Origin of the sequence: Nocardia sp. NPDC049149 (assembly GCF_043197455.1) — a bacterium.
Lineage (GTDB): Bacteria > Actinomycetota > Actinomycetes > Mycobacteriales > Mycobacteriaceae > Nocardia.
Genome location: NZ_JBICTD010000001.1, coordinates 616,819 through 642,765 on the forward strand (window position 1 = coordinate 616,819; position 25,947 = coordinate 642,765).

The 25,947-nt window shown below is 68.3% G+C and carries 22 protein-coding genes; 11 read left to right on the plus strand and 11 right to left on the minus strand.

Features of this window, described 5'->3' with window-relative positions:
* Window positions 1-19: 19 nt before the first annotated feature.
* Window positions 20-1,342, minus strand: coding sequence for an acetyl-CoA C-acetyltransferase (locus tag ACGFNJ_RS03000; protein ID WP_069162993.1), 1,323 nt, complete (start codon window positions 1,340-1,342; stop codon window positions 20-22).
* 272 nt (window positions 1,343-1,614) lie between these two features.
* Here ACGFNJ_RS03000 and ACGFNJ_RS03005 point away from each other — a divergent pair, with 272 nt between their 5' ends.
* Together ACGFNJ_RS03005 and ACGFNJ_RS03010 are read left to right on the plus strand one after the other, a co-directional pair.
* The gene (locus ACGFNJ_RS03005; RefSeq protein ID WP_393442742.1) at window positions 1,615-2,973 is read left to right on the plus strand and encodes a 3-oxoacyl-ACP reductase; all 1,359 of its coding nucleotides are present in this window, start codon (window positions 1,615-1,617) and stop codon (window positions 2,971-2,973) included.
* Window positions 2,973-3,839 carry a MaoC family dehydratase gene (locus ACGFNJ_RS03010; RefSeq protein ID WP_393443727.1) on the plus strand — a complete coding sequence of 289 codons (867 nt, stop codon included), beginning with the start codon at window positions 2,973-2,975 and terminating at the stop codon, window positions 3,837-3,839. The genes ACGFNJ_RS03005 and ACGFNJ_RS03010 overlap by 1 nt, the downstream gene beginning before the upstream one ends.
* 53 nt (window positions 3,840-3,892) lie before the next feature.
* Here ACGFNJ_RS03010 and ACGFNJ_RS03015 read toward each other — a convergent pair whose 3' ends face one another.
* The 3 genes from ACGFNJ_RS03015 to ACGFNJ_RS03025 form a co-directional block, all read right to left on the minus strand.
* Window positions 3,893-5,101 (minus strand): DUF5685 family protein, encoded by a 1,209-nt coding sequence (locus ACGFNJ_RS03015; protein ID WP_393442744.1) that lies wholly within the window; start codon window positions 5,099-5,101, stop codon window positions 3,893-3,895.
* A gap of 105 nt (window positions 5,102-5,206) precedes the next feature.
* Entirely contained in the window at window positions 5,207-5,806 is a 600-nt protein-coding gene (locus tag ACGFNJ_RS03020) for a TetR/AcrR family transcriptional regulator (RefSeq protein ID WP_393442746.1), read from the minus strand.
* An 89-nt stretch (window positions 5,807-5,895) separates the two neighbouring features.
* Window positions 5,896-7,059 carry a glycoside hydrolase family 3 N-terminal domain-containing protein gene (locus ACGFNJ_RS03025; RefSeq protein WP_393442748.1) on the minus strand — a complete coding sequence of 388 codons (1,164 nt, stop codon included), beginning with the start codon at window positions 7,057-7,059 and terminating at the stop codon, window positions 5,896-5,898.
* 144 nt (window positions 7,060-7,203) lie between these two features.
* On the opposite strand from ACGFNJ_RS03025, the gene ACGFNJ_RS03030 reads away from it, so the two are divergent.
* The 5 genes from ACGFNJ_RS03030 (at window position 7,204) to ACGFNJ_RS03050 (ending at window position 14,549) form a co-directional block, all read left to right on the plus strand.
* Entirely contained in the window at window positions 7,204-7,689 is a 486-nt protein-coding gene (locus ACGFNJ_RS03030) for a universal stress protein (protein ID WP_069162987.1), read from the plus strand.
* A 208-nt stretch (window positions 7,690-7,897) separates the two neighbouring features.
* On the plus strand, window positions 7,898-8,992 hold the full coding sequence (locus ACGFNJ_RS03035; protein ID WP_393442751.1) for an isochorismate synthase MenF: 1,095 nt from the start codon (window positions 7,898-7,900) through the stop codon (window positions 8,990-8,992).
* Between the two features lie 263 nt (window positions 8,993-9,255).
* A complete protein-coding gene (locus ACGFNJ_RS03040; protein WP_083894819.1) occupies window positions 9,256-9,426 on the plus strand; it encodes a DUF2613 domain-containing protein in 171 nt (56 codons plus the stop codon).
* 142 nt (window positions 9,427-9,568) lie between these two features.
* Window positions 9,569-13,846, plus strand: a complete 4,278-nt coding sequence (locus ACGFNJ_RS03045; protein WP_393442753.1) for an alpha-(1->3)-arabinofuranosyltransferase family protein — start codon at window positions 9,569-9,571, stop codon at window positions 13,844-13,846.
* Between the two features lie 256 nt (window positions 13,847-14,102).
* Window positions 14,103-14,549, plus strand: coding sequence for a DinB family protein (locus ACGFNJ_RS03050; RefSeq protein ID WP_393443729.1), 447 nt, complete (start codon window positions 14,103-14,105; stop codon window positions 14,547-14,549).
* A gap of 18 nt (window positions 14,550-14,567) precedes the next feature.
* On the opposite strand, the gene ACGFNJ_RS03055 is transcribed toward ACGFNJ_RS03050, so the two are convergent.
* Window positions 14,568-15,746 (minus strand): acyltransferase family protein, encoded by a 1,179-nt coding sequence (locus ACGFNJ_RS03055; protein WP_393442755.1) that lies wholly within the window; start codon window positions 15,744-15,746, stop codon window positions 14,568-14,570.
* 200 nt (window positions 15,747-15,946) lie between these two features.
* Between ACGFNJ_RS03055 and ACGFNJ_RS03060 the strand changes: the two genes are divergently transcribed.
* Window positions 15,947-17,065: a DUF3068 domain-containing protein gene (locus ACGFNJ_RS03060; protein ID WP_393442757.1), complete on the plus strand. Its 1,119-nt coding sequence runs from the start codon at window positions 15,947-15,949 to the stop codon at window positions 17,063-17,065.
* A gap of 58 nt (window positions 17,066-17,123) precedes the next feature.
* Here ACGFNJ_RS03060 and ACGFNJ_RS03065 read toward each other — a convergent pair whose 3' ends face one another.
* The 3 genes from ACGFNJ_RS03065 to ACGFNJ_RS03075 form a co-directional block, all read right to left on the minus strand.
* On the minus strand, window positions 17,124-17,483 hold the full coding sequence (locus ACGFNJ_RS03065) for a VOC family protein (RefSeq protein WP_393442759.1): 360 nt from the start codon (window positions 17,481-17,483) through the stop codon (window positions 17,124-17,126).
* A gap of 108 nt (window positions 17,484-17,591) precedes the next feature.
* Window positions 17,592-18,827, minus strand: coding sequence for a polysaccharide biosynthesis protein (locus ACGFNJ_RS03070; protein ID WP_393442761.1), 1,236 nt, complete (start codon window positions 18,825-18,827; stop codon window positions 17,592-17,594).
* Between the two features lie 274 nt (window positions 18,828-19,101).
* The gene (locus ACGFNJ_RS03075) at window positions 19,102-19,407 is read right to left on the minus strand and encodes a hypothetical protein (RefSeq protein WP_393442763.1); all 306 of its coding nucleotides are present in this window, start codon (window positions 19,405-19,407) and stop codon (window positions 19,102-19,104) included.
* Between the two features lie 106 nt (window positions 19,408-19,513).
* Here ACGFNJ_RS03075 and ACGFNJ_RS03080 point away from each other — a divergent pair, with 106 nt between their 5' ends.
* On the plus strand, window positions 19,514-21,433 hold the full coding sequence (locus tag ACGFNJ_RS03080) for a hypothetical protein (RefSeq protein WP_393442765.1): 1,920 nt from the start codon (window positions 19,514-19,516) through the stop codon (window positions 21,431-21,433).
* Between the two features lie 80 nt (window positions 21,434-21,513).
* Here ACGFNJ_RS03080 and ACGFNJ_RS03085 read toward each other — a convergent pair whose 3' ends face one another.
* Window positions 21,514-22,686, minus strand: a complete 1,173-nt coding sequence (locus ACGFNJ_RS03085; protein ID WP_393442767.1) for a glycosyltransferase family 4 protein — start codon at window positions 22,684-22,686, stop codon at window positions 21,514-21,516.
* A gap of 132 nt (window positions 22,687-22,818) precedes the next feature.
* On the opposite strand from ACGFNJ_RS03085, the gene ACGFNJ_RS03090 reads away from it, so the two are divergent.
* Window positions 22,819-23,595 (plus strand): class I SAM-dependent methyltransferase, encoded by a 777-nt coding sequence (locus ACGFNJ_RS03090; protein WP_393442769.1) that lies wholly within the window; start codon window positions 22,819-22,821, stop codon window positions 23,593-23,595.
* Window positions 23,596-23,599: 4 nt separating this feature from the next.
* Here ACGFNJ_RS03090 and ACGFNJ_RS03095 read toward each other — a convergent pair whose 3' ends face one another.
* Entirely contained in the window at window positions 23,600-23,902 is a 303-nt protein-coding gene (locus tag ACGFNJ_RS03095) for a hypothetical protein (protein ID WP_069162979.1), read from the minus strand.
* Between the two features lie 209 nt (window positions 23,903-24,111).
* On the opposite strand from ACGFNJ_RS03095, the gene ACGFNJ_RS03100 reads away from it, so the two are divergent.
* Window positions 24,112-25,557 (plus strand): aldehyde dehydrogenase, encoded by a 1,446-nt coding sequence (locus ACGFNJ_RS03100; protein ID WP_393442771.1) that lies wholly within the window; start codon window positions 24,112-24,114, stop codon window positions 25,555-25,557.
* Here the strand turns inward: ACGFNJ_RS03100 and ACGFNJ_RS03105 are convergent, their stop codons facing one another.
* Window positions 25,558-25,761, minus strand: a complete 204-nt coding sequence (locus ACGFNJ_RS03105; protein ID WP_069162977.1) for a hypothetical protein — start codon at window positions 25,759-25,761, stop codon at window positions 25,558-25,560.
* Window positions 25,762-25,947: the final 186 nt, after the last annotated feature.

Consider the following 25,947-nt stretch of genomic DNA (forward strand, 5'->3'; position numbering starts at 1 on the left):
CCGCCTCCGCACCTGAGAATTACCGCTCGACGATCGCCACGACGCCCTGACCACCGGCGGCACAGATGGAGATCAGCGCACGGCCGGATCCCTTCTCCGCCAGCATCTTCGCGGTCGAGGCGACGATGCGGCCGCCGGTCGCGGCGAACGGGTGGCCCGCCGCGAGCGAGGAGCCGTTGACGTTGAGCTTGCTGCGGTCGATCGCGCCGAGCGCGCCGTCGAGGCCGAGGCGCTCCTTGCAGTACGCGTCGGACTCCCACGCGGACAGCGTCGCGAGCACCACGGAGGCGAACGCCTCGTGGATCTCGTAGTAGTCGAAGTCCTGCAGTGTCAGGCCGTTTCGGGCGAGCAGGCGCGGCACCGCGTAGGTGGGCGCCATCAGCAGGCCGTCGGGGCCGTGGATGTAGTCGACCGCCGCGACCTCGCTGTCGACCAGGGTGGCCAGCACCGGCAGGTTGCGCTCGGTGGCCCATTCCTCGCTGGACAGCAGCACCGCGGAGGCGCCGTCGGTCAGCGGGGTGGAGTTGCCCGCGGTCATCGTGGCGTCGCCCGCCTTGACGCCGAACACCGGCTTGAGGGTGGCCAGCTTCTCGATGGTCGAACCGGGACGCAGGTTGTCGTCGCGGGTCAGCCCGAGGAACGGGGTGATCAGGTCGTCGAAGAAGCCACGGTCGTAGGCGGCGGCCATGTTCTTGTGCGACAGGTAGGCCAGCTCGTCCTGCGCCTCGCGCGGCACGCCGAATTCCTTGGCGGTGATCGCGGCGTGCTCGCCCATGGACAGGCCGGTGCGCGGCTCGGCGTTGCGCGGGATCTCGATGCCGAGCATGCTCGGGCGCAGCTGGCCGACCAGCTTGAGGCGGTCCTTGTTGGTCTTGGCGCGGTTGGCGTCGAGCATCCACTCGCGCATGCCCTCGCTGACGCCGATGGGCGCGTCCGAGGTGGTGTCGGTGCCGCCGCCGACGCCGACCTCGATGCGGCCCTGGGCAATTGCGTCACCGACGGTGACGACGGCCTGCAGGCCGGTGCCGCAGGCAAGCTGCAGGTCATGGGCCGGGGTGTAGGGGCTCAGCTTGCTGCCGAGCACGCTCTCGCGGATCATGCCGTGCTCGCCGACCCGCTTGAGGACGGCGCCACCGACGACCATGCCGAGCCGCTCACCCTGCAGGCCGAAGCGGCTGACCAGGCCGTCCAACGCGGCGGTGAACATGTCTTGGTTGGAGGCGTGCGCGTATGCCTTGTCGGAGCGAGCGAACGGAATCCGGTTGCCGCCCACGATCGCGACCGGGCGGGTGGTCTTACCGGTCTTGGCGGTGCTCTTCGCCGAACGGGATTTGGTTGTCACTCGAGTCTCCAGGTCTCGTTGGGGGTGTCCGGCGCTCCGGAGTCCGGTGGAGATCTCCACTGATCGGCGCCCCGTCGCGGTTGGTTTACATTAAACTTACTCTGGAGTAAGTTAGTTGTCGACACCGTACCCCGCAAAATGTGCGCCAGCAGACCTGACGGGGCCACCAGACCCGAACATCGCGGCGTGCGCGACAGTCCCGGCGGCGGTAGCTTGCGTGCCAACGTCAGGATCGTGACCGCCGCCTGTCAAACACAGAAAAGGTAGGAACAGTGGCAGCCAGCAAGAGCAAGGGTGCTCCCAACCTCTACGGATCGTTCGTTCACTCCTCCCCCGGACAGTTCCTGGCGAGCAAGCTCGGTCTGCCGCAGCCGGAGAACCTGCGCCGCTACACCGCGGGTGAACCCGCCCTGCCGGGCCCGGTGCTGCTCGGCGGCAAGGGCCGGGTCGCCGAGCCGGTGCGGCTGCTGCTGTCGGACTACACCTTCGTCGACGCGCCGAGCGCCGGAACCAAACTCGGCGCCCTGGTGTTCGACGCGACCGGCATCGGTTCGATCGAGGAACTGTCGCAGCTGTTCGAGTTCTTCCAGCCCGCCATGCGCAGCATCGCCGCCTCCGGGCGCATCGTGGTGATCGGCACCACGCCGGAGCTGGCATCCAGCGTGGACGAGCAGATCGCCCAGCGCGCGCTCGAGGGCTTCACCCGCTCGGTGGCCAAGGAACTGCTCCGCGGCGCCACCGCGCAGCTGGTGTACCTGCACCCGCAGGCATCGACCGGCGCGACCGGCCTCGAGTCGACGCTGCGCTTCCTGCTCTCGGGCAAGTCGGCGTTCGTCGACGGTCAGGTGATCCGAGTCGGCAAGGACGACGCCACCGCGCCTGCCAGCTGGGACAAGCCGCTGGCCGGCAAGGTCGCCGTGGTCACCGGCGCCGCGCGCGGCATCGGCGCCACCATCGCCGAGGTGTTCGCCAGGGACGGCGCCACCGTCATCGTGGCCGACATCCCCGCCGCCGGTGAGGCGTTGTCGCAGACCGCCAACAAGGTCGGCGGCACCGCGCTCGCACTCGACGTCACCTCGCCCGACGCCGCGGAGAAGCTGGCCGAGTTCGCCACCGAGCGCTTCGGCGGCATCGACATCGTCGTGCACAACGCGGGCATCACCCGCGACAAGCTGCTCGCCAACATGGACGACGGTCGCTGGAACTCGGTGCTCAACGTGAATCTCGCCGCGCCGCACCGGATCACCGAGGGCCTGGTGTCCCGTGGCGCGCTGAAGGACGGCGGCCGAGTGATCGACGTGTCCTCCATCGCAGGCATCGCGGGCAACCGCGGCCAGACCAACTACGGCACCTCCAAGGCAGGCGTCATCGGCATGGTCGACGCCGAGGCGCCGAAGCTGGCGGAGAAGGGCATCACCATCAACGCGGTGGCCCCCGGCTTCATCGAGACCGCGATGACCGCCGCCATCCCGCTGGCCACCCGTGAGGCGGGCCGACTGATGAGCTCGCTGTCGCAGGGCGGCCAGACCGTCGACGTCGCCGAGACCATCGCCTACTTCGCCAGCCCGGCGTCGAATGCCGTGACCGGCAACATCGTTCGGGTCTGCGGGCAGAGCCTGATCGGAGCATGATGACCCAGAAGATCACGCTGAAGGCACCGCCCAAGAACGGCCCGCTGTTCGTGAAGGCGGCGCTGGGCGCGGTTCCGCTGCCGCTGCTTTCGGCGCGCAAGCCGAAGCTGCCGGACCGGACGATCCAGCTCGACGGTCTGAAGGTGGATCCGGATCACCTGGCCGCCTACTGCCGGGCGACCGGGCTGCGGTTCAACGATGCGCTGCCGCTGACCTATCCGTTCGTCCTCACCTTCCCGATCGTGATGCAACTCGTTGTGCAGCGCGACTTTCCGTTCGTCGCGGTCGGTGCGGTGCACGCGAACAACGTGATCGAACGGACCCGCGACATCTCGGTGAGCGAGCCGCTGGACATCAAGTCGCACATCGAGAACCTGCGCGAGCACCCGAAGGGGCTGCTCGTCGACGCGATCACCGAGATCAGTGTCGGCCGCGAGCTGGTCTGGCGGCAGGTCACCACCTTCCTGCACCAGCAGCGCACCTCGCTGTCGGGCGGCCCGAAGCCCGAGCCGAAGCCGGACGAGGTTCCGCCGCCGCCGCTGCGCACCTGGCGGGTCGATCAGAAGACGATCAACCAGTACGCGTCGGCCTCCGGTGATCACAACCCGATCCACACATCGGGCTTGGGCGCCAAGGCTTTCGGCTTCCAGAAGCCGATCGCGCACGGAATGTGGTCGGCCGCGCACATTCTCGGCACGATCGAGGGCCGGGTGCCTGGCAAGGCCACCTATGAGGTGAAGTTCGGCAAGCCGATCTTCCTGCCTTCGACGGTGAACGTGTACGCCGATCAGGTCGAGGGCGGCTGGGATCTGGCCGTGCTCAACCCGAAGAAGGGCTTCCCGCACCTCACCGCGACCCTGCGCTGACGTACGGAAACGACAGAGCCGCACCCCGTTCCATCGGGTGCGGCTCTGTTCGTTCAGCAGCTGCAGTCGCAGCAGCCGCAACAATCGCAGCAACCGCCGTCGCCGCAGCCGCAGTCACAACCACTGCAATCACAACTACTGCAGTCACACTTGTTGATCCAGGGTTCCTTGCGTTCGCCGGTACATGGCGAGGTGTGCTCGGCACAGCAGGCATAGCCGGTGCAGTACGAACCGAGGATGAGGGTGAGCGACTCGCTGAGGCCGGGTCGGCGATGCCTGGTGTCACGGCTGTCCAGCCGGACGTCGGCGCGCTCGTGCGAGACATTGCAGGCGTGGCCGACCACGGAGCCGATGCCGTGGCCGAGTTTGCGCAGCGCCGAGGCCAGCGGATCGAGCAGCATCCAGCGGACGGTGGGGACCTGGTCGAGTTCCGCTGCTGCGACCGCCTCGTGCAGCCGTGAATTCGATTCGCGCAGCAGGTCGTACGCCTGCGGCATGCTGGTTCCGGTGGCGGCGAGCGGATTGAATCGGCCGCGCGCCTGGTCCTGCTCGTAGTCCTGCACCGCGTCGGCGAGGTGCGCGATCCGGCCGAACTGCCAGCCCGCAGCGCGCAGGGCGTCGATGTTGTCCGGGCGATCGGCCAATACCGCTGTGTGCGCGAAGAACTCCGACGCGCACAGTTGCGTCGGCGCGGTCGTCCACGCCAACGGCTCGGCGTCGTCGCTCATCGCTTCGCGCCAGAACCGGGATGCAGCCAGGGGTTCGGGGACGCGGATGGTGCTCGCGCCGGCCAGCGCCGCCGCCTCCAACTGCGTCTGCGCACCCAGCGCGGCGACCAAAGGCTCGACATCGAGGCCGATCCGCTGCGCGCTCTCCCGTGCCTGCCCGGCCCACCGGGCCGCCGCCTTCGCCATCGGCGTGCGAGCAAGCGCGCGAGCATCGCCGTCGGCCACGTGATCGCGAATCTTGGCCGATGCCAACAACAGTGACGCGGTCGTAGCCAGCTGCACGCCGGGTGAATCGGCGGTCGCCACCGATGCGCGTTGCATGCCGCGCAGCGCGCAACGTCCCGCCGTGGTCCGCGACGGGTCGCCGGACCGCTGCGCCTCGGTGAGCGCGTCGACATTGGTTGTCGCACGGGCCAACTGGCCGTGTCCGTCGCGTAGGCCGAGGCACAGTCCGCACAGATGCGCGCGCCATTCCGCCCTATCGATGCCGTACTTCGCCGCACCATGCGCACACGGCCTGAGCAAGCCGAACAATTCCGCCCCGTTTCTCCCCGACCCGAGATCGTCTGTACGTGTTGATCTCCGGCACTCTCGCAGGCCGTCGCCGACGCGGCAACCGCAACGCCGAAATTCCCGGTGCTATTCGGCTTTCTTGCGTCCGGCCAGACCGCGCCACGCCAGATCGTCGAGCAGATCGACGGCCTCGGACACCTCGATGCGGCCGCTGGCCACCCGATCGGCGATGGCCTCGCCCGCGCCGATCACCGCGACGGCGACCACGTCGAAGTTGGTGCCGGGCTCGGCGTGCTTGGCACTGGATTCGAGCAGCTTGGCGGTGAGTTCGATGACGCGCTCGCGGGCGTTCTCGATCTCGGACGCGAACGCTTGCTGGCCGATGGCCTGGCGGTAGAGCACCTGCCAGGAGCGGCGGTTGCGGTCGACGAAACCGAGGAAACCCTCCAGCGCGACGCGCACCTGTTCGTGCGGCGAGAGCTGCGGGTTGCCCGCGGGAACCACCGATTCGATGAAGCGAAGCCCCTCGCGCTGGATGCACGCGCGGAACAGTTCGTCCTTCGAGCCGTAGTAGAGATACAGCATCGGCTTCGATATCTTCGCCTCGGCGGCAATGGCATCCATCGACGTATCGTGGAAGCCTTTCCGCGAGAACACCTCGACGGCGGCATCGAGCATCTGCTGCTCACGAACCGCCCGAGGAAGTCGCTTCGTTCCGCCCGCCATCCACTCTCCTACCGCATGGTGAAGTTCATATATTACTCCAAGGTAAGTTCCGCGGGTTGGATTTGCTCCCCAGTCGCGGGAACCACACCTCAGCAGTGCGGCAGCGCCCCCTTGAACCTGGCCATCCGCAGCACCGACGCGTCGACCTGCGCGGCGGGCAAGCGCCCAGCCTTGACGGCCTGCTCGAGCCGATCGAGCACGCTCGGCACCGCGTCGGTGGTGATCCACAGCGCGTTGTCGGCGCCGGCCACCAGCGCGGCCTCCACCGCCTCCTCGATGGACATCCGGTTGGTGATCGCGGCCATGCCGCCGAGGTCATCGGTGAAGATCGGGCCTTGGAACGGTGCGGCGCCGTAGCCCTTGCCCTCGCGCAGCAGCGCCATCACCTGGGGACTGATGCTCGCAGGCACGTCGGGGGTGGTGAGACCTGGCACGTCGAGATGGCCGACCATCACTGCGGCGCCGGAGCCGATCAACGCGCGGTACGGGACGAGATCGACGGTCTGCAGGCTGTCCAGCGGCGGTGTGCGGACCGCGCCGCGGTGCGAATCGCCGGAGCCGGAGCCGTGGCCGGGGAAGTGCTTCATCACGGTGCCGACGCCGACCTCGCGCATCGCCTGGATGTAGGCCTCGGCGTAGCGGGTGACCTCGGCGGGGTCCGCGGAGAAGGAACGGTCGCCGATGACGGAGTCGTCGGGCTGGCTGCTCACATCGACATCGGGAGCGAAGTTCACCGTGACACCGAGGTCCTTCAGCGCACGACCCCTGGTCACGGTCGCGTCGCGGAACTGCTCGGGCGTCATCGACTGCGCGGTCGACCTGGCCGAGGGTGCGACCCCGATCAGATTCTTGGCGCGCGAGACGCGACCACCCTCTTCATCGATGGTCACCATCAGCGGCACCTTGGCCGCCTGCTTGACCTGCGCGAGCTGACCGGAGGCGAGCAGCGACGGCTCGGTCCAGCTGCCGACGAAGATCCCGCCGACCTGCTCGGTGGACACCACATTCGTCGCATCGGCCTTGCCGGTGATGCCAACGGTCAACAGCTGGGCCAGCTTCTGGCGCGTGGTGAGCGTGGCCAGATAGCCGGCGGAGCAATCCCGCGGCGCGGATGTGGTTGCTTGCGTTGACGATCCGGGAGTCACGCTTGGCCTCGCCTCCGAGGACGGGGTCGGGCCGCTGCCACCGCCGTTCGAACAGGCGGTCGCGACGGCGGCCAGCACGGCGAGCACGAGCAGGGGCGTCTTCCGCATGGGGGACAACCGTACTGTTCGCCCGCCGTCACGGCACGGTCGGGTGGGCGGCGTTTGCGGTGCGATCCTGCGCGCCAGCCAGTGCGGACGGCCCACCGAGGGTAACCTTGTTGGATAGCCGTGAGTCTCCCACCAGGAGGTCCCGTGCCCTGCGATCTGATGCTCATTGCCTACGACGGATCCGAGAACGCCAAGCGGGCCATTGAATACGCCGGGCGGTTCCTCAGTGCGAACAGAGCGATCGTGCTGACCGCGTGGGAGCCGATGGTGCGGCAAGCCGCTCGCCTGTCCGGTCTGTCCGGGGTGATGCAACCGGAATGGGTACCCGACGAGGAGATCGAGGACGTCGCCTACGTCGATGCCCGCACGATCAACACCGAGGGCGTCCGGTTGGCCAAGCTCGCCGGACTCAACGCCGAGGCACGCACCGCCGAATGCACGACGACCATCTGGAACGCCATCGTCGAATGCGCCGACGACCTGGACGTCGACATCATCGTCGCGGGCACCCGCGGCGCCACCGGCATCCGCGCCCTCATGCACAGCAGCGTCGCCGACGCGGTCCTCAAGCACTGCCACCGGCCGGTCCTCATGGTCCCGCCCGGTAAGGAGCCTGCGAAATCCCGCTAGCGGGTCGGCCGGTGGGCTATCCACAGACCCTCCACACGTTTCACAGGGCGTACAGCTTCTGTGAAACGTATGGAACCTCTGTGGTCCAACAAACGGGCTGACGGACAGTCCCGGGTCGGTGCAGCTGCGGTTGTCGTGGATGGGTGGGGTGAGATGTGGGTCGCTCAACGGGGTGTGGGGGCGGGGGCGGAGTTAGGGTCGAGGAATCATGGATGGATTCCTGCTTGCACAGCCGGACGGGGTCGTCCGGGCATTCGGTAGCCGGGTCGCCTTCGATGAGGCCGATCGCGCAGTAGCCGCGTTGCGCGCGGGCAGCGCGGACTGGATCGTCGGTGCGCTGCCGTTCGATCCGCGTCGACCTGCCGCACTCAGCGTGCCGGAACGCGTGCAACACACCGCTGGCCCGTGGCGGCCTGCGGCGCTGCCCGAGTTGCCCGCCGTCCAGGTTGTCACCGAGATCCCCAGTGCGGCAGAACATATCGCGCGCGTGACCAAGCTGGTCGAGCAGCTCAACGATCCGGCGCAGCCGCTGCGCAAGGTCGTCGCTGCACGATCGGTGCTCGCCGAGGCGGCCGCGGCGTTGGAGCCCGAACTCGTGGCGGCGCAGTTGCTGACGCGGCATCCTCACGCGAATGTCTTCGCGGTCGACCTGACACCGGCCGGGCGCACCGGAGCGACCTTGGTCGGCGCGACCCCCGAGGTGCTGATCGCCAGGCACGGCGACACGGTGACACTGCGCCCGCTGGCAGGCACCCTGGCACGGCGTGCCGACCCGGACGCCGACGCGGCCCAGGCACGAGAACTGTTGGCCAGCACCAAGAATCGCGCCGAGCACGCCTTCGTCATCGAATGGATCCGCGAGCAGCTCAGCCCGCTCTGTGCCGAGTTGTCCATCCCCGACGGCCCGGAACTGGTGCACACGCACGAGGTCTGGCACCTCGCCACCCCGATCACCGGCAGGCTGCGCGATCCAGCGACCACCGCGCTCGACCTCGCGCTGCTGTTGCACCCCACCCCCGCCGTCTGCGGCACCCCGACCGATCTGGCGCTCGACACGATCGCCGATCTGGAGGAGGACCGCGGCTTCTACGGCGGCGCGGTCGGCTGGTGCGACGCGAACGGCGACGGGTCATGGGTGGTCGCGATCCGCAGCGCGGAATTGTCCGCCGACGGACGGACCATGCAGGCCTACGCGGGCGGCGGCATCGTCGCGGCCTCGGATCCGAAGACCGAACTCGACGAGACCACGGCCAAACTCCGCACTCTGCTCGGCAGTCTGAATTGTGTGGTGCCTACGCACTAGCGCGGGCACCCACACGGCACACCGAACTCTTCCGACGAACTCGGCAAAACTGGCGAGCAGGGGTGATATCGGATCGGTGGGCGCTGCCCGAGCTCTCGACATCGACGAGCTTCGGCCGCACCGGACTCCCTCTGGTGAGCACCGCCACAACTACGGCGTCCGCGGATCGCCACTGGCAATCGGCGGGCTGAACGCACCGGAGACGACCGTGTGCTGCTAGGTTGACCGGGAATGTGCCTGCATCGATGTATTGGAGTACCGCAATGAAGTTTGCTGTTCCTGGTGTTGCGAGTGCTGTCGGCGGCGCTGTGCTCGGCGTGATCGCGGTGCTCCTCGTGACGGTGGCGGTGCAGCAGAACTCGCGTCCGGACATCGACCGCAGCGGCGACAAGGACTCCTCGTTGCTGAACAACGTCGAGTACGGCAGTCGCTGAGCCACTGACCCCCGCTTCACCTGCCGATTCGCCCGCAACGTCCGCGGCGCCACGGCGGCACAGTGCTGCGCGGCGGCGGGCGGAATCCGCGCTGAAGCAGCAGGACACCGCTCCGCTCGGTAGGCGCTGGTTCGCCGCGACGGTGCTCGTGGCGTTCCTGCTCACCTTCCTGCAGGCGCCGGGCCTCACCGTCGCCGACACCAAATACGACCTGGCGCAGAACCCACTCGGCTTCCTCGAACGCGCCAGCCATCTGTGGAGCAGCCAGGCCCCGATGGGCCAGGTGCAGAACCAGGCCTACGGCTACTTCTTCCCGCACGGCGCGTTCTTCTCCCTCGGGCACGTGCTCGGCCTGCCTGCTTGGGCCACCCAACGCATCTGGTGGGCACTGCTGCTGCTCGCCGGCTTCTGGGGCATCGTCCGGCTCTGCGAAACGCTCGGCATCGGCACCCGCGGCTCCCGCATCATCGCGGCGATCGCGTTCGCGCTGGCACCGCGCGTACTCACCACGCTCGGCTCGATCTCGTCGGAGACGCTGCCGATGATGTTGGCGCCGTGGGTCTTACTCGCTCCCGCCGCGCTCGGCAGGCTCCGGCGCGGCGGTGCGAAGTCCGCGGCCGGTAGCGCGCTCGCGGTAGCGCTGATGGGCTCGGTCAACGCCGTCGCGACCGTTGCCGCGTTCCTGCCCGCGCTCCTGTGGTGGGCCTCGTATCGCCCGAATCGGGCATGGTGGCGCTTCACCATGGCGTGGGTGCCGCTGCTCGTGCTTGCCACGTTCTGGTGGGCGGTGCCGCTGCTGCTGCTCGGCAAGGTGAGTCCGCCGTTCCTGGACTACATCGAATCCTCCGGCGTGACAACGCAATGGGCGTCGCTGGCCGAGGTGCTGCGCGGCACCGACAGCTGGACGCCGTTCGTCTCGCCCGAACGCATCGCGGGCGCGGTGCTGGTGACCCAGCCCGCCGCCGTGCTCGCCACCGGGCTGCTCGCCGCGGCAGGCATGGCCGGTTTGGCGTTGCGCTCCATGCCTTATCGCGGTCGGCTCGCACTGATCCTCGGTGTCGGGCTGGTCGGTATCTGCGCCGGGTATGTCGGTGAGCTCGGTGGACCGTTCGCGGAATCGGTGCGACTGTTCCTCGATTCCGGTGGCGCGCCACTGCGCAACGTGCACAAGTTGGAGCCGCTGATCCGCATCCCGCTGGTGCTCGGCCTGGCTCAGCTGCTGGCCAGGGTGCCGCTGCCTGCCTCGGTGCCGATGCCGGTGTGGCGCAGCGCGTTCGCGCACCCCGAGCGCGATCGCGTGGTCGCGGTGGCCGCCCTGATCCTGACCGCCCTCACCCTGTCCACCTCGCTGGCCTGGACCGGCAAGCTGGCGCCGCGCGGGGCCTACGACCGGGTACCCGCGTACTGGGAGCAGACCGCGGACTGGTTGCACCGCAATGCTTCCGACACCCGCGCCCTGGTCGTGCCCGGTGCGCCGTTCGGCAGTCAGGTGTGGGGACTGACCCGCGACGAGCCGTTGCAAGCCTTGGCGAGCACACCGTGGGCGGTCCGCGACTCCGTGCCGCTCAACCCGCCAGGCACCATCCGCGCGATGGATTCCGTGCAGCGGCTGATCGCCGATGGACGGCCGTCGACCGGCCTCGCCGCGACGCTCGCCGGACAGGGCATCGGAATCCTGGTGTTGCGCAACGATCTCGACCCGGAGACGTCGCGGTCCACCCGTCCGATGCTCGCGCACCGGGCCATCGAAGGTTCGCCGGGACTGACCAAGGTGGCGGCGTTCGGCGATCCGATCGAGCCTGCCGTCATCGCCGAGGATCTGGTCGCGGACGGCGACCTGCGTCCCGCGTACCCGGCGGTCGAGATCTACCGCGTCGAGACGCCGACGCTTGGCACGCCGGCCAAGGTGCGCTCCGGAACCGGTGCGCCGCCGTCGTTTCCGGGCGCGTACACGGTTCCGCTCGAGTCGCTTCCTGTTGTGCAGGGCGGGCCCGAGGTGCTCGAACGCCTGCACCGCGACGGCGGCGGCACCGGGACCCCCACCCTGCTCGCCGCCGACGCGGCGCGGGCCGGGCTGCCCATCGGCCCGATGACCGTCACCGACACTCCGATGGCTCGCGAAACCGATTTCGGTCGCGTGGACAACCACAATTCGGCCGTGCGCGCGCCCGACGATGCCCGTCGCACCCACAATCTCGTACCCGACTATCCGGTGCCCGGCGCCGAACCGGTGCGCGGGGAATGGTCGGGCGCCGTCATCACGGCGTCCAGCTCCGCCGCCGACGCCACTCAACTCGGCGGCGCGGCGCCGGGCAGCTCGACCGCGGCCGTCGTCGACGGCGACCCGGCAACGGCCTGGATCAGCAACGGGACCGAATACGCGCTGGGGCAATGGCTTCGGCTCGATTTGGCACAGCCGATCAAGGCAGGCCAGCTGAGCTTCCGCACCAGCGCGGCCGCCATCGGCGACCCGGTGAAGTGGGTCGAGGTGCGCACCGCCAACGGCACCGTGTCCACCCGGATACCCGAACCCGGTGCACCGGTGTCGGTTTCGCTGCCGCCGGGCACGACGCAGTGGATCACGATGACCGCCATCCGCACCGAAAACGGCAAGCGTGGTGCGCAGTTCGGCATCAGCGAGCTGACGCTGGAGGACTACTCCGTCCACGATCAACCTGTCCCTGTCGATATCCGGCATCGGACCGTGCTGCCGGCGACCAAGCAGGGCGCGCAGGTGCGCGGGTGGGATCTCGGGCAGGAATTCCCCGGGCGCAGTGCCTGTTTCGATTCACCGAACCGGGTGCGGTGCAGCAAGGGACTCGCGCTGGCGCCGGAGGAACCCGGCACCTTCGAACGCACCTTGTCGGTGCCCGAGCCGATGTTCGTCACCCCGGAGTTGACCGTCCGCACCAGGCAGGGCCCCGCGCTGGAGGCGTTGCTCACCGACCCCGAACGCCCGGTCGCGCGGGGCAAGGGCGATGTCGGCGACCTGCGCGGTGCCGCGTTCGCCGCGACGGACGGTGATCCGCGCACGAGCTGGACCGCGCCGGAAGAGTCGGTGCGGGTGCTGACCGGCGCCAAGCCCACCCTCGCGCTCGAGCTGCCCGCGCCGACGCTGGTGACCGGACTGGAGTTGACGCCGTCGCTCGGCGGCCTGCCCGCCGCGCCGACCTCGGTGGTGGTGAACCTCGGTGCCGGACCGCAGGTGCGTGCGCTCGACAAGGCCGACCCGGGCGTGCCTGTCCGGATCTCCTTGTATCCGACGGTGACCGACCGTATCGAGCTCAGCGTGCAGACATGGCGGCCCGTATTGGACCGGACCGCACTCGGTTTCGCCCTGTCGCAGCCCACCGGACTGGCCGAGGTGTCGGTGCTCGGTCCCGACTACCCGGCCCCTGCGGCGCTGGACCGGGAGATCACCGTGCCGTGCGAGACGGGCCCCGTGATCAATGTCGGCGGGCAGCTCCTGCGCACCACCGTCACCGCCACCGCTGACGAACTGCGCTCCGGGGCACCGGTTTCCGCCCGCGTCTGCCCGAACGACGGCCCTGCCCAGCCCGATTCCGGCGCGTCGACGACCTTCGGACTGGCCGCGGGGCGCGCCGATGTCGCCGTCGCACCGACCGAGCTGTTCTTCGTCGACCGGCTCCGCCTCGATCGGGCCGACGTTCCCGCTCCGGCCGAATCGGCGTCGGGCACCCGGGTATTGGTGTTGCCGCTGAGCACCAACGTCGGCTGGCGTGCAACGACGTCCGACGGTCGCACCTTGGCGCCCCTCGTCATCGACGGCTGGCAGCAAGCCTGGTTGCTCCCCGCCGACGCGACAGGCCCGATCACCGTCTCCTTCCCGGTCGACCGCTGGTATCGCCTCGGCATCTTCGGCGGCCTCCTGCTCCTGCTTCCCCTCATTGCCCTCGCCATTCCGTGGCGACCACGCGCCCGGAAATCGGTTGGCTCCGATACGAACACGACGCCACACCGAGGTGGCACCAGCGACGTGGGCGTCCCCTCCTCGCGATACGGCACGTCCGACATCGCCGAGCGAAACGGCGCGTCCGCGCACACGGCCGAGCCGTTGACCATTGGTGGCGCAACGCAATCCGCACCGCAGACGTGGGATACCCGCTGGCTCGGCGCGCTCGGCCTTGCCGCAGCGGCGACGCTCATCGCGGGTCCAGTCGGCACCGTTGTCACCGTCGGGGCGGTCGCCGCCGCCCGTTTCCTGCCGCAATGGACTCCAAGGGCGCTCGTCATCGTCGCGGGGATGGGCACGGCGTTGTCGGCGGCGGCGCTGTCCACCGGTCCGTGGCGCGCTTCGGGTGGGTATATGGGTGGTTCGTTGTGGGCGCAGGTGCCCGCATTGCTTGCGGTGATCGCCGTAGGTGTTGCCGCGTTGCCACCCCGCCGCAAGACCGACTAGGTCCGGTATCCGGGACCGAAGCAAGCCCGTACCCAGCGAATTCGGGACGCCGACCTGCGCGGACCGTCAGTTGGGCTGCGCCGCAACGCACCTCGTTGCTAGTGTCACGACGCGTGAACGAGCGTCAGCGAGTGAACCGAAAATACAGCGTGCTGGTGCGCGCGACGGAACCGAGCGTCAGCGAGGTGAAGTCGTGAGTACCTGTGCCGAATGCGGTTTCGTCTACGATCTGACCCGCGCACCCGAAGTGGCGACGCTGGCCAGAGAGCACGCCGTTGAGTACGCCGACTTACTCCTGACCGATTCGCCGAAGCTGCGGCAGCGGCCGGAACCCGAGGTGTGGTCGCCGCTGGAGTACGCCTGCCACATGCGGGATGTGCTTCTCGCGCAACGGGAACGTGTCCTGGCCGCCCGGCGCGCCACGACGCCGGAAGCCATCCCCATGGGTCGTGACGAGCGGGTCGAGCACGACGGCTATGCGGAGCAACGCCCTTCAGACGTCGGCCGCCAACTCAGGGACGCGGCATTGCTTTTCGCCAACGTGCTCGAACGGCTCGATGCCGCCGACTGGGAACGGACGCTGCTCTTCCCATTCCCCGAGCGACAGGAACGCACGCTGCGCTGGCTCGCGGTGCATACCCTGCACGAGCTCCGCCACCATCTGCTCGACATGCATCGGCAGTTGGATACCAGCCCCGTCTGATCAGGACCGCCGGTGCGGTTACTCCCGCACCGGCTTCGCCTTGTCCCAGGTGCGCGTCCACAGCCGAATCGGTTCCTCGATCAACGCATAGCTGGCCGCCGCGATGGGCAGCGTCAGCGCGATCGTCAGGATGAGGACGTAGCCGAAGTTCCCACGGAACGGCAGGATTCCGAATACCGGGAACACCACCGACAGCACCGCGAGATGCCACAGGAAGATGCCGTAGGACCAGCGCCCGATGGTCGCGGCGACCCGTGATTCCAGCCAGCGGTGCGATCGGCCTGCGGCGCCGAGCACCAGCGGAGCGAGCAGCGCGAAGCCGATGATCGCACCGAGTGCCATCTTCGCCGCGTACTGCCACGGCTCAGCGTGGGTGAGCCCGGCAGGCCCGCCGACATCGGTTGCCGAGACCAGGAAGGCGATCAGGGCAATGGCCCACATCAGCGGCTGATTACCGAGGAACCGCCACCTGCATGATAGCTGTTTGCTATCAAAAGACAACTCGGCCAACACCATTCCCATCGCGAACCACGGGAGATATGCGGGCAGCCAATTGTCGGAATGAATCGCGTCGGGCGTCGGCACCGGAATGAAGTTCCAACCCAGGCACACGAGGGCCGCCGTGAGAATCACCGGAACCCGCAGGCGGGCCGCGGCGCCGCGCAACCGCACCACCGCGAACGCGAGTATCGGCAACACCAGATAGAAAGCCACCTCGACCGAAAGGCTCCACATCTGAGTCAGCCCGTCGGTCAATGTCAGCGGCACGAACACTTGCAGCAGCGCCAGATTCGACATCCAGACCCGCAGCCCCGCCGTCCCTGCCGCGCCGGGCAGCAGCACGAGCACCGCGCACACCACCACCCAGTACCCAGGCAGAATGCGCGCGGCGCGATGCCGCAGGTAATAGCCGACCGACGGCGCGGGCCGCACGCCACGGGCCGCGGCGGCGTGCGGACGCCAGAGCAAAAAGCCGGAGAGACCGAAGAACACCGCGACGGCCATGTCGAATCTTCCCCACACCCGACCGATCACCGGGGTGCCCGCGGCGCCGGTCTGGAATGCGACGTGCGTCAACAGCACACCGAGAGCGGCCATTCCACGCATACCTTCCAGCGCGGGAAGGAAGGCGCGGGATCGAACCGATTCCGACGCAGGGTCGACGACATCGGTGGACACGGGCACGGTTGCGGTCATCGGGTCCAGTCTGCCTTGCCGATTCTCAGGTGATAACTCCACGTTTCAGATTTCGCGCTAAACTCGGGCGATTTCTCGGCCGTTTCCGGCCTCGACGCCGCATGGTACGACACCGGACTGTTAGTGTCGGGGCTCACGAGCGCAGCGGGGGTGCCGCGTGCTCGCCGGAACGACCCTGTTCTACGACGAGGAGTGTTTGCATGGCACTGAGTGCCGGAACCAGAAGGACGGTGGCCTGCCTGCTCGTGGGTCTCGGCGCGCTGCTGATCGTCGCCGCGCTGCTGATCCCGACCTACACCGTCGGCAAACTGGCGAAGACTCCTCTCGATCTCGAGATCACCACGATCGCGACCAACCAACCCGGCGAAGACAGCTTGGTGCTCGACTCCAAGTCGCTCACCTCGCCGGACGGCGCCGCGAAGATCGACACGAACGTCCCGCTGGTGTCCCAGCGGTTCCTCACCGTCGAGGAGCCCTCCGACGCCACCGAGATGACGGTCCAGGCGGGTCAGACGCTGCGTCGCATCGACAAGCAAGGCGACACCGGCCTGCTGACCGCGACCATCGACCGCGTCACCATCGACCGCAAGACCGGTTTGCCGGTCGACAAGGACCCCAACGGCTCCATCGCCGTCAATGTGAACAAGGACCTGCAGCCGGTCGCCGACCCGGTGCAGCACATCGGTCAGCAGTACCGGTTCCCCATCGGCACCGAGAAGAAGACCTACCCGTACTTCGATCTCAACGCGCGCAAGGCCTTCGACGTCAACTTCGTCGAGGAGACCGAGATCAACAACCTGAAGGTCTACCACTTCAAGCAGTCCATTCCGGCGACCGACCTGAACAACGTGGTGAAGACGCCGACCAACAAGCTGACCTTCCCGGCCGCCAAGTGGGGCGTGCCCGGCGAGGGTGACGTCACCATGTCGCGCTGGTACACCAACACCCGCGACCTGTGGATCGAGCCGCAGACCGGCACCGTGATCAAGGGTGGCGAGCAGATCCACCTGTTCTACGCACGCAGCGGGGAGAAGCCCGAAGTCACCGCGCTGAAGTCGCACATCGTGTTCGACGAGAACACCGTCGAGTCGCAGATCGCGGTGGCCAAGGAGAACATCGACAAGCTGTCGCTGTATGGGCGGACCATGCCGATCGTCTTCGGCGTCGTCGGTGTGATCGCGCTGATCGTCGGTGCGATCCTCGGCGTGCGCGGCAGCGGGTCGACCCCGGCCCCCGCGGGCGGTGCGCTGAGCCAGAAGTCCGGCGGTCGGCGCCCCGACAATGATCCGCCGACCGAGCAGATCAGGATCACCAAGTAGTACACAGTCGAAATTCGGCCCCCGGTTCTTGACCGGGGGCCGAATTCGTTTCCGGCCCTTATTGTTCGGCGAGCGGGTAGGCGACAGGGTGCTGCGGTTGGTAGAGCAGCATCGTCCCGGCGCCCGGCACGCGCATATCGATGCACAGGCCGAATCCGCGATCGACGATCTCGCTCGCGAATTCCGCACCCCGCTCCGATAATTCGGCCACTGTCTGTTCGATGTCGTCGCACATCAGCGAAATCTCGTGGCTGGGTGTGCCTTCCGCCGGATGTACGCCCAGTTCGCTGGCCCCGGTGGCGAAGATGAGCCAGCCTCCGCGTGCGTCGACGTTCGGCCACTCCAGCACGTCGCGGAAGAACTCCCGAGCGGCCTGCGCGTCCGTCGCGTAGACGAGTGTGTGCACAGCTGTGATCATGCGCGTGAGCGTAGGCCGCCAACAGGCACGATGCGGGCAAATCAGCGCGGCTTGTCGCCGATCTCGAAGGCTCTCGAAAGCCAACCATGTCGGCTCCGGTTCGTGGCACTACAGGTGCGCGCCGGACTCCTGGGGTTGGTCGCGATCGGCGGTGCGCAGGACGATGATCGCCACCAGCAGCGTGGTGGTGGCGGCGACCGACGCGGCCGTGGTGATGAGGGCGGGGATCGAGCGGGCGAACGAAACCATCAGCGTCACTTCGATTGCGAGGCCGAGCCAGGTCAGCGTGGCGAGGGCGGTGCGGTCGACCGCGATGGCCGACAGCATGACGCCTTGTAAGACAGCGAGAATGGCGCCGTGCAGCGCGAACAGCCAGAGCATGCCTTGGATCGGGGCATAGTCCTGGCCCGCGAGCAGCGGCGCGAGCGGCGCGGCGAGGGCGGCGCCGAGGACGGCCACGCAGCCGATACCGGACAGCACGGCCAGCGCCGATCGAATCGCCTGCGCCGAATGTGTCGGCTGCGCCATCCGCGGATAGAGCACGACCCCGACCGCCTGCGGCAGCCAGAACGCGATCTTCGTCGCGATGGTGCCGAGCGCGTAGCGGCTGGCGTCCGCGTCGTCGAGCACCATCCGGACCACGATCAGATCCGCGGACGACAACGCCATCAACGCCGCCTGCACCTGCGCGGCTCGCAGCACCGGCAGCACGCCGATGGACTGCACAGCGTCGCCCTCATCCGCGCGAGCGCGCACCCGCGGCGATCCGGCGACGAACCTGGCGAACACCGCCGCCACCGCGATGCCCGCCGCCGCAGCCCACAGCGCGAGCGCGGCGCCGCCGCCTGCGGCGAGCACCACCAGCGCAGGCACGACCCGGAAAATACCGGCCGCGCCGAGCACAACGGCCAACGCCCGAAACCGCCTGCCGCCCTGGAGAACTCCCTGCTCCCCGGACAGCAGCACCAGGGCAGGCGCGGCACCGAGCGCGGCCGCGCAAGCCGCGACCCCCACGTTCAGCGCCGCGGTCACCACCGGAACCAAGACCGCGACCACCACGGCAACGATCACCGCGCACCGCCACTGCAACCCTCGCAGCGCGGCCGCACCTGCGCCGCGAACCAACTCCCTTGCCACCACGTTCTGCAAGGCCAACGCGGGCACCGCGCACAAGAGCTGCACCGCGAGCAGACTCGCGAACTCGCTGTATCCGGAGACCCCGAGCCACCGCCCGGCCAGCAGCTGCAACAGATACCCCGCCACGTTGGCGGTCATCGCCCCCGCCGTCACCAACGTCAGATCCGCCACCACAGGAAACCGACGGACCGCAGACACGTCCGCCATCGTCCCACCCCCACCCCATCACCCCGGTCTCCGCCCCACCTCAGGCCCGCCCGACACCGAGATCCCGCACCCTTCTCGGCATCCGCACCGGTCCTGTGGATCCGCACTGGTTGCGGGTTGCTAGAACGAGTGCAGATCTCGAGTGCAGATCTACAGAACGAGTGCAGATCTACAGAAGGGGTGCCGATCCACAGAGGGCGTGCGGATCTACAGAAGGGGTGCTGATCCACGGAGGGTGCGGGTCGGTGGGATCCCACCTTGCCGCTGGGGCCGATCAACTCTCCTGTCGGCGCTCGAGCTGCCAGCGGACGAAGGTCCCGAGCGGGACATCCGGCCGCTTGTAGAAGCTTTTGGGTCGGCGGCCACGCAGCCGGACTTCGGCGGCGTCCGACGCCTCGGCATCGACCGGCCCGATCGCGCCGTGCAGATCCGTATGGGCTTGGTGCCGGTTGGCGCGGTGCACCCGAGCTCGTTTGCGCGGCAGGTTCTTGCGCGACGCCTTGTCGTTCTCGCCGTAGTTGTTGCGGCGATCTTTGGCGTAGCTCAGCTGTTTCTTCTCCTGAGGTGATCTCCGCTCCACCGGCTCAGGATATGACTGCGTAGTGCGAGTGCCGAATTCTTTTTCGACCGTCGCGGCCGGTGTGCGAGTGGGTGCGGACAGACGTCGAACCGTAGGGTGCACAAGCGTGAGTGCGAGCGGCTGGGGACAACGCGGCCGGTGGGCTGCGCCTGCCGGGTACAGCGCGGTGCTTGCGCTGCTCATTGTGGGGCCGCTGCTCAGGCCGGGGTATTTGTTGCTGCGGGATGCCGTGAGTACGCCTCGGTCCTACCTGACTGATTCCGCGCTCGGGCTCGGGGATGCCGCGCCCCGAGCGGTTCCGCAAGATGCGTTGCTTGCGGTGTTGTCGCCGGTGGTCGATGGTGGGGTGATCGTCAAGGCGATCCTGGTGTTCGCGCTGTGGGCTGCCGGATACGGGGCTGCGGTCCTCGCGCGGGAATTGTTGGGAGCACCTGTTGCCGGGCAGCTGGTTGCCTGCACGGTGGCGGTGTGGAATCCGTATGTGGCCGAGCGGCTGCTGCAGGGGCACTGGAGCTTGCTCGCCGGATATGCGGCGCTGCCCTGGGTTGTCTTGGGCGCGTGGCGGATTCGTATGACGGCGAACCGTGGTGATGGATGGCGCGAGACCGTGGGCACGTGGGCGGGTTTGGCGGGATCCTTTGCCGCGGCGGGACTCACGCCGACAGGTGCGCTGCTTGCGGGTATCACCGCGCTCGCACTGCTGGGGTGGCGCCGGTTTGCCGGTGCGACGGCGCTTCTCGTCGTCGCATCCGCGCCATGGTTGATCGCCACCGCGCTGTCCGGCGCAGGCAGCGAACCGTCCGACCCCGCGGGCATCGCCGCGTTCGCCGCCCGGGCGGAACCCTGGCTCGGCACCTTGGGCAGCCTGGCCGGGCTCGGCGGCATCTGGAACGGCGACGCGGTACCCGATTCGCGCACAACCCTTCTCGCGGTGCTCGGGACAGTCCTACTGCTCGTCATCGTCGCCACCGGCCTGCGCACAGTCCTCACCACCACGGGTCGAGACACCACCGCGGATCGAGACGCCACTGCGGATCGAGACACCGCCGCGGATCGCGCTACCAGCGGGGCGACTACAACACCGACGGATTCTCAGCGCGTCCGCCGTACCCTCGTCGCACTGGGAGCACTCGCCGTCCTACTGCCCGCACTCGGCGCGACACCGTGGGGCATGCACGTGCTGGAGTGGCTCGTCGCGCACGTGCCCGGCGCAGGCCTGCTGCGCGACACCCAGAAATACGTCGCGCTGGCGATGCCCGCGTATGCCCTGTGCGCCGCCGCAGGCTGCATGGCTCTGGCCCAACGATTTTCGGGCATCGGCGTCGACCGATCGACGAACAATCGCTATCTCGAGGAAGCAGGCAAGGCCGACCCATCACCTGTCGTGACGCAGCACCGATCGTCCGCATCGCGGTGGTTCGCAACGATTTTCATCGCCGCGCTGGTACTGCCACTGCTCGATCTCGCCTGGGGCGTCGGCGGAGCCGTTCGCGCCGTGCGTTACCCCGCTGGATGGGAACGGGTCGCTGAAGAAGTAGCGGAGCCCGGCGACATCGCGGTGTTGCCGGGCGGGATGTTTCGCAAGTTCCGGTACAGCGGAAAGGCCCCGGTCCTTGATCCCGCACCGAGAATGCTGCCCCGCGATGTGCTGCAAACCGGTGAACTGCCGGTGCGCGGACGGACCGTCGCCGGCGAGGGCGCGCGCGCCCGAACCGTGGAAGACCTCCTGCTGCACGGCGGTTCAGCTCAGGATCTGGCGCGCAACGGTGTCGGCTGGGTACTGCTCGAGCATGGCACACCCGGCCCGCTCGGCGAGTCGAAAGCAACTCTCGCACAACTAGATCAGGCGTACTCGGATGCCGACCTCACGCTGTACCGAGTGCCGGGTTCCATCGATGCGCACAGCACGTCGCCGACGTATCGCCGGCTGTCCGCCGTAGCTCACGCATTGTGGGCCGCGCTACTCATCGGCGGAGCACTCACCGCAGTAACCATGCGCCGAACAGGGTCCCGGACCCGAACCTGACAGGCCCAGTGGTCCTCGCCGAGAACGTTTGCCAGCGCTGCCGGACAGCCCACTCACCGATCGCCAGGCGGCGGACGACCTCAGTCCGCGGGACGAGGCGCGATCAACCCGGACGTGTGCTCGCCACGCGCCACCGCGGCCAACACCTCATACACACCGTTTCCGGTTTGCTCCCAAGAGAATTCACGCGCACGCGACCGTGCTTTCTCCCCCATCACCGTGCGGGCGGCACGGTCGTCGAGCAGTTCACCGACCGCATCGGCGAGGTGCGCGGCATCGTCGACCAGCATTCCGGTGACACCGTCGACGATGGAGTCCGTGAGCCCTCGGGAGCTGCGGTAGCCGATGGTCGGCACACCGTGCTGCGCGGCTTCGATGACCGCGAGCCCCCACCCTTCCTTGCGGGAAGGCAGCACATGCACCCAAGCACGGGACAGCAGTTCATGTTTGCGGCGCTCGTCGACGTGACCGTGGAAGGTGACCGCGTCGGCGATGTCGAGCGCGCGGGCGTCGGCCTTCAGGTTGTCGGCCCACCATCCGTCGCCGATCACGTCGAGGTGCAGTCCGGGGATACGTGTGCGCAGTCGTGCCACGACGGCGAGCGCGTCCTCGATCTGCTTGTGCGGCACCAGGCGCGAGAGCACCACGATGCGCGGGTTCTCGGTGCGCGTTGCGGCGGCGCCGGTCGGCGCGTCCACTGGAACCGGTTCGGCGCCGTTGCGCACCACCGCGATCCGCGTCTGCGCCACACCGAGCGTGGTGAGTTCTTCGGCCGATGGCAGCGAGACGGTCAAGTACTGGTTACGCCGATGCACCCGCGGCGAAAGCCGCGACTCGATCCACCAGCCGATCCGGCCGACCAATCGGCCTGCCACCGGCCACTGCTCCCGGTGCCCGTGATGCACGAGCACGACCGACGGCGCGGCGGCCGCGGCGGTGGCGAAGAACGGAATGCCGTTCTGGGTGTCGATCACCGCGTCGGGTCGCACGCCGCGCAGCGGCCCGAGGCCGAACCTGCCGAGCGCGATCGCCGCCAGCGCCCTCGGGTACACGGAGTAGCGGCCGCCTGCCCTGCTGATGTCGATGCCGTCGATGCGTTCCCGCTTCGGCGCTCCCGGGTAGCGGGCGGTGCGCAGAGTGACCTTGACCCCGCGCGCGGCGAGCTGCGCGCCGACCTGTTCGAGGTATCGTTCGCTGCCGCCGCCCTGCGGGTGCCCGGTGTCACGCCAGCACAGCAGGAGGACTTCGCGCACGGTCGAGCTTCTCTCGGTCAGGTGGTCCCGGTCGGGACGTCGGATATCGGGCTACACCCTAACCCGAGCATCCGCCGTCGAGTCGATCACCGGTTTGCAAGGTCACCCGTGGTTTGTGCGAGACTCGGCGCCGTGCTCAAAGAAACGCCCTCCGGCACCGCACCACGGTTCGCGCGTCGGGCGACGCTGCGCCGGTCGTTGCGGTTGCTCGGCAGTTTCCGGTTCGAGCAGTCCGATCCCGCCGTGTTCTACGGCGGTCTGGCGGCCGACAGCGCCGCGCTGATCGGCGATTTCTACACCGACGTGACCGGAAGGGACCTGGCGGGGGCGACCATCCTCGATGTCGGCGGCGGCCCCGGCTATTTCGCCGACGAGTTCGTGCGCACGGGTGCGCGCTACATCCCGGTGGAACCGGATCCGTCGGAGATGCACGCGGCAGGCCTGTCGGTGGCAGGCGCGGTGCGCGGCTCGGGCATGGCCTTGCCGTTCCGCGACAACTCGGTGGATATCTGTTTTTCCTCGAATGTTGCCGAGCACGTGGCGCAGCCGTGGCAGATGGCCGACGAGATGGTGCGGGTGACGCGGCCCGGCGGGCTGATCGTGCTGTCCTACACCGTGTGGTTCGGACCGTTCGGCGGGCACGAGACCGGACCGTGGCACTACCTCGGCGGCGAGTACGCCGCGCGCCGGTATCGCCGCAAGCTCGGCAAGGAACCGAAGAACCGATTCGGCGAATCACTGTTCGCGGTGCGCGCGGTGGATGGATTGCGGTGGGCGGCAGGCACTTCCGCCGATGTCCGGTCGGTATTCCCGCGCTACCACCCGCGCTGGGCCTGGTGGTTGGTCCGGATCCCGCTGGTGCGCGAGCTATTGGTGAGTAACCTCGTCGTGGTGGCGACCAAGAATTAGCAGGCTAGTGCTCTAGCCAGCCGCGCCGCCAAGAGCGCCGACCGCAGTTCTCGTGCAGCGGCCTGTTCCACGGCGATTCCTGGATGGCGAGCCCTACGGTCTCCAGCGTGGTGAGTCCGACCAGGTCGGCTAAAGCCCCGACCACGGCGACGGCCTCAGCGGCCTGCATGGCCGCGGTAGCTTGCTCGATGGTGAGCGTGCGACCGGGAAGGAAGGACACAACCCATCCGCCGGCGCCAACACTCTTCGCTTGGTGTTCGGTCTGATCGCTGGTCATCAGCGACCGATCGACTACTTGCACCGCCATAACTCGGTCTCCCCAATTGCGGTATCGGTCCAGAAATCGAGCGAGCTGATCAGTAGCTAAAGCATCCTCCTTCCAGCAACAGAACGCAATAGTGCGTTCTCCGAAAAGCGAACCGACGGGTTTGGATCTGTCCTGCTCAGCGGGATGGTCCGAGCACAGAACTAGAACAGGTTGCAGACAACCGAAGCGCAAAACTGTAACGTGTTCTCATGCATTACGACAGCTTGTTCATCGGCGGCCGCTGGACCGCGTCAGCCACCGCCGAGCGCGTTCAGGTCATCTCGCCGGTCACGGTCGAGCCGGTGGGCAGCGTCCCCGCAGTGGACCGCGCCGACGTCGACGCCGCGGTCGCCGCGGCACGGCACGCCTTCGACCACGGGCCGTGGCCGTCCACCCCGCCGGAGGAGCGGGCCCAGGTGCTCACCCGCGCCGCGCGACTGATCGAGGAGCGCTCCGCCACGCTGCTCGCCGCGCTCACCGCGGAGATGGGCGCCCCGCAGATGATCGCGATGACGCTCAACCAGATTCCGGCGGTCGCCGCACTCGACGCGTGCGCCGGGCTCGCGAAGTCGTTCCCCTGGCAGGAAACTCGCACCGGACTGTTCGGCACCTCCCGTGTCAGCAGGGAGCCGCGCGGTGTCGTCGCCGCCGTAACCGCTTGGAACGTCCCGCTTTTCCTGGCGGCCAACAAGCTCGCCCCCGCGTTGCTGGCAGGCTGCACCGTGGTGCTCAAGCCTGCACCGCTGACGCCGATCACCGCGAACATGCTCGCCGACATCTTCACCGAAGCCGGCCTGCCCGAGGGCGTCCTCTCGGTGCTGCCCGCCGACCCCGAGGCCGCCGAGTATCTGATCTCGCACCCCGGCGTCGACAAGGTCACCTTCACCGGCAGCACCGCGGTCGGCCGCAAAATCGGCGCCATCGCCACCGGACAGCTGAAGAGCGTCTCGCTCGAACTCGGCGGCAAGTCCGCGGCAATCCTGTTGCCGGACATGGACATCGCGGCGAGCATCCCGGTGCTCGCGTTCTCCGGCCTGATGAACAGCGGACAGGGCTGCGTCGCGCAGACCCGAATCCTCGCGCCGCGCAGCCGCTACGACGAGATCCTCGACGCACTGGTCGCGCACGTGCGGACAATGCAGGTCGGCGACCCCGCCGATCCGAGTGTGCAACTGGGCCCGCTGATTTCGGAACGCCAGCGCGACCGGGTCGAGGGCTACATCGCCAAGGGCAAGGAAGACGGCGCCCGCCTGGTACTGGGCGGCGGCCGCCCCGAAGGTCTCGATCGCGGCTGGTTCGTCGAGCCGACCATCTTCGCCGATGTGGACAACAAGTCGACCATCGCCCAGGAGGAGATTTTCGGCCCGGTGCTCGCGGTCATTCCCTACGACACCGAGGACGAGGCGGTGGCCATCGCCAACGACTCGGTCTACGGCCTGGCCGGGTCGGTGTGGACCGCGGACGTCGAGCACGGCGCCGAGATCGCGGCGCGGGTGCGGACCGGGACCTACGCCATCAACTGGTACGCCTTCGATCCCAGCTCACCGTTCGGCGGCTACAAGAACTCCGGGCTGGGCAGGGAGAACGGGCCGGAAGGGCTCGACTCGTTCTGCGAGCAGAAGTCGCTGCTCATGCCGATGGGGTGGGCCGGGTGATCACTCGGTCGGCATGACAACGCGCAGCGCGGGCTCGCTCTCCTTGCCGGTCAGGGTCGGCGCGTCGACGATCTCGACGCGCCAGCCCGGGGGCAGGACGGCCTGCAGGCGCCCGGCGGCCCGGCGTAGCGGCGTGCTTGCGGTCGCCAGCTCGAAGCCGGCCACCAGCGGCGCGATAGACGCGCCGGTCTCCAGATCGGTCATGCTCCAACCACCTCTCGCGCGTCGATCTCCTCGTGCGCCGCGGGTGCCGCGGGACGCGATGTCGATAGGGAAGTAGTTCAGTCGATCAGTTAACGGTTAGCAATCGGACTGGCAGGTCATGAGACCAAGAACACGGCCCTAGCATAGGCCACTGGTGCACAAACCTCGCACACCGGGCAACTAGGC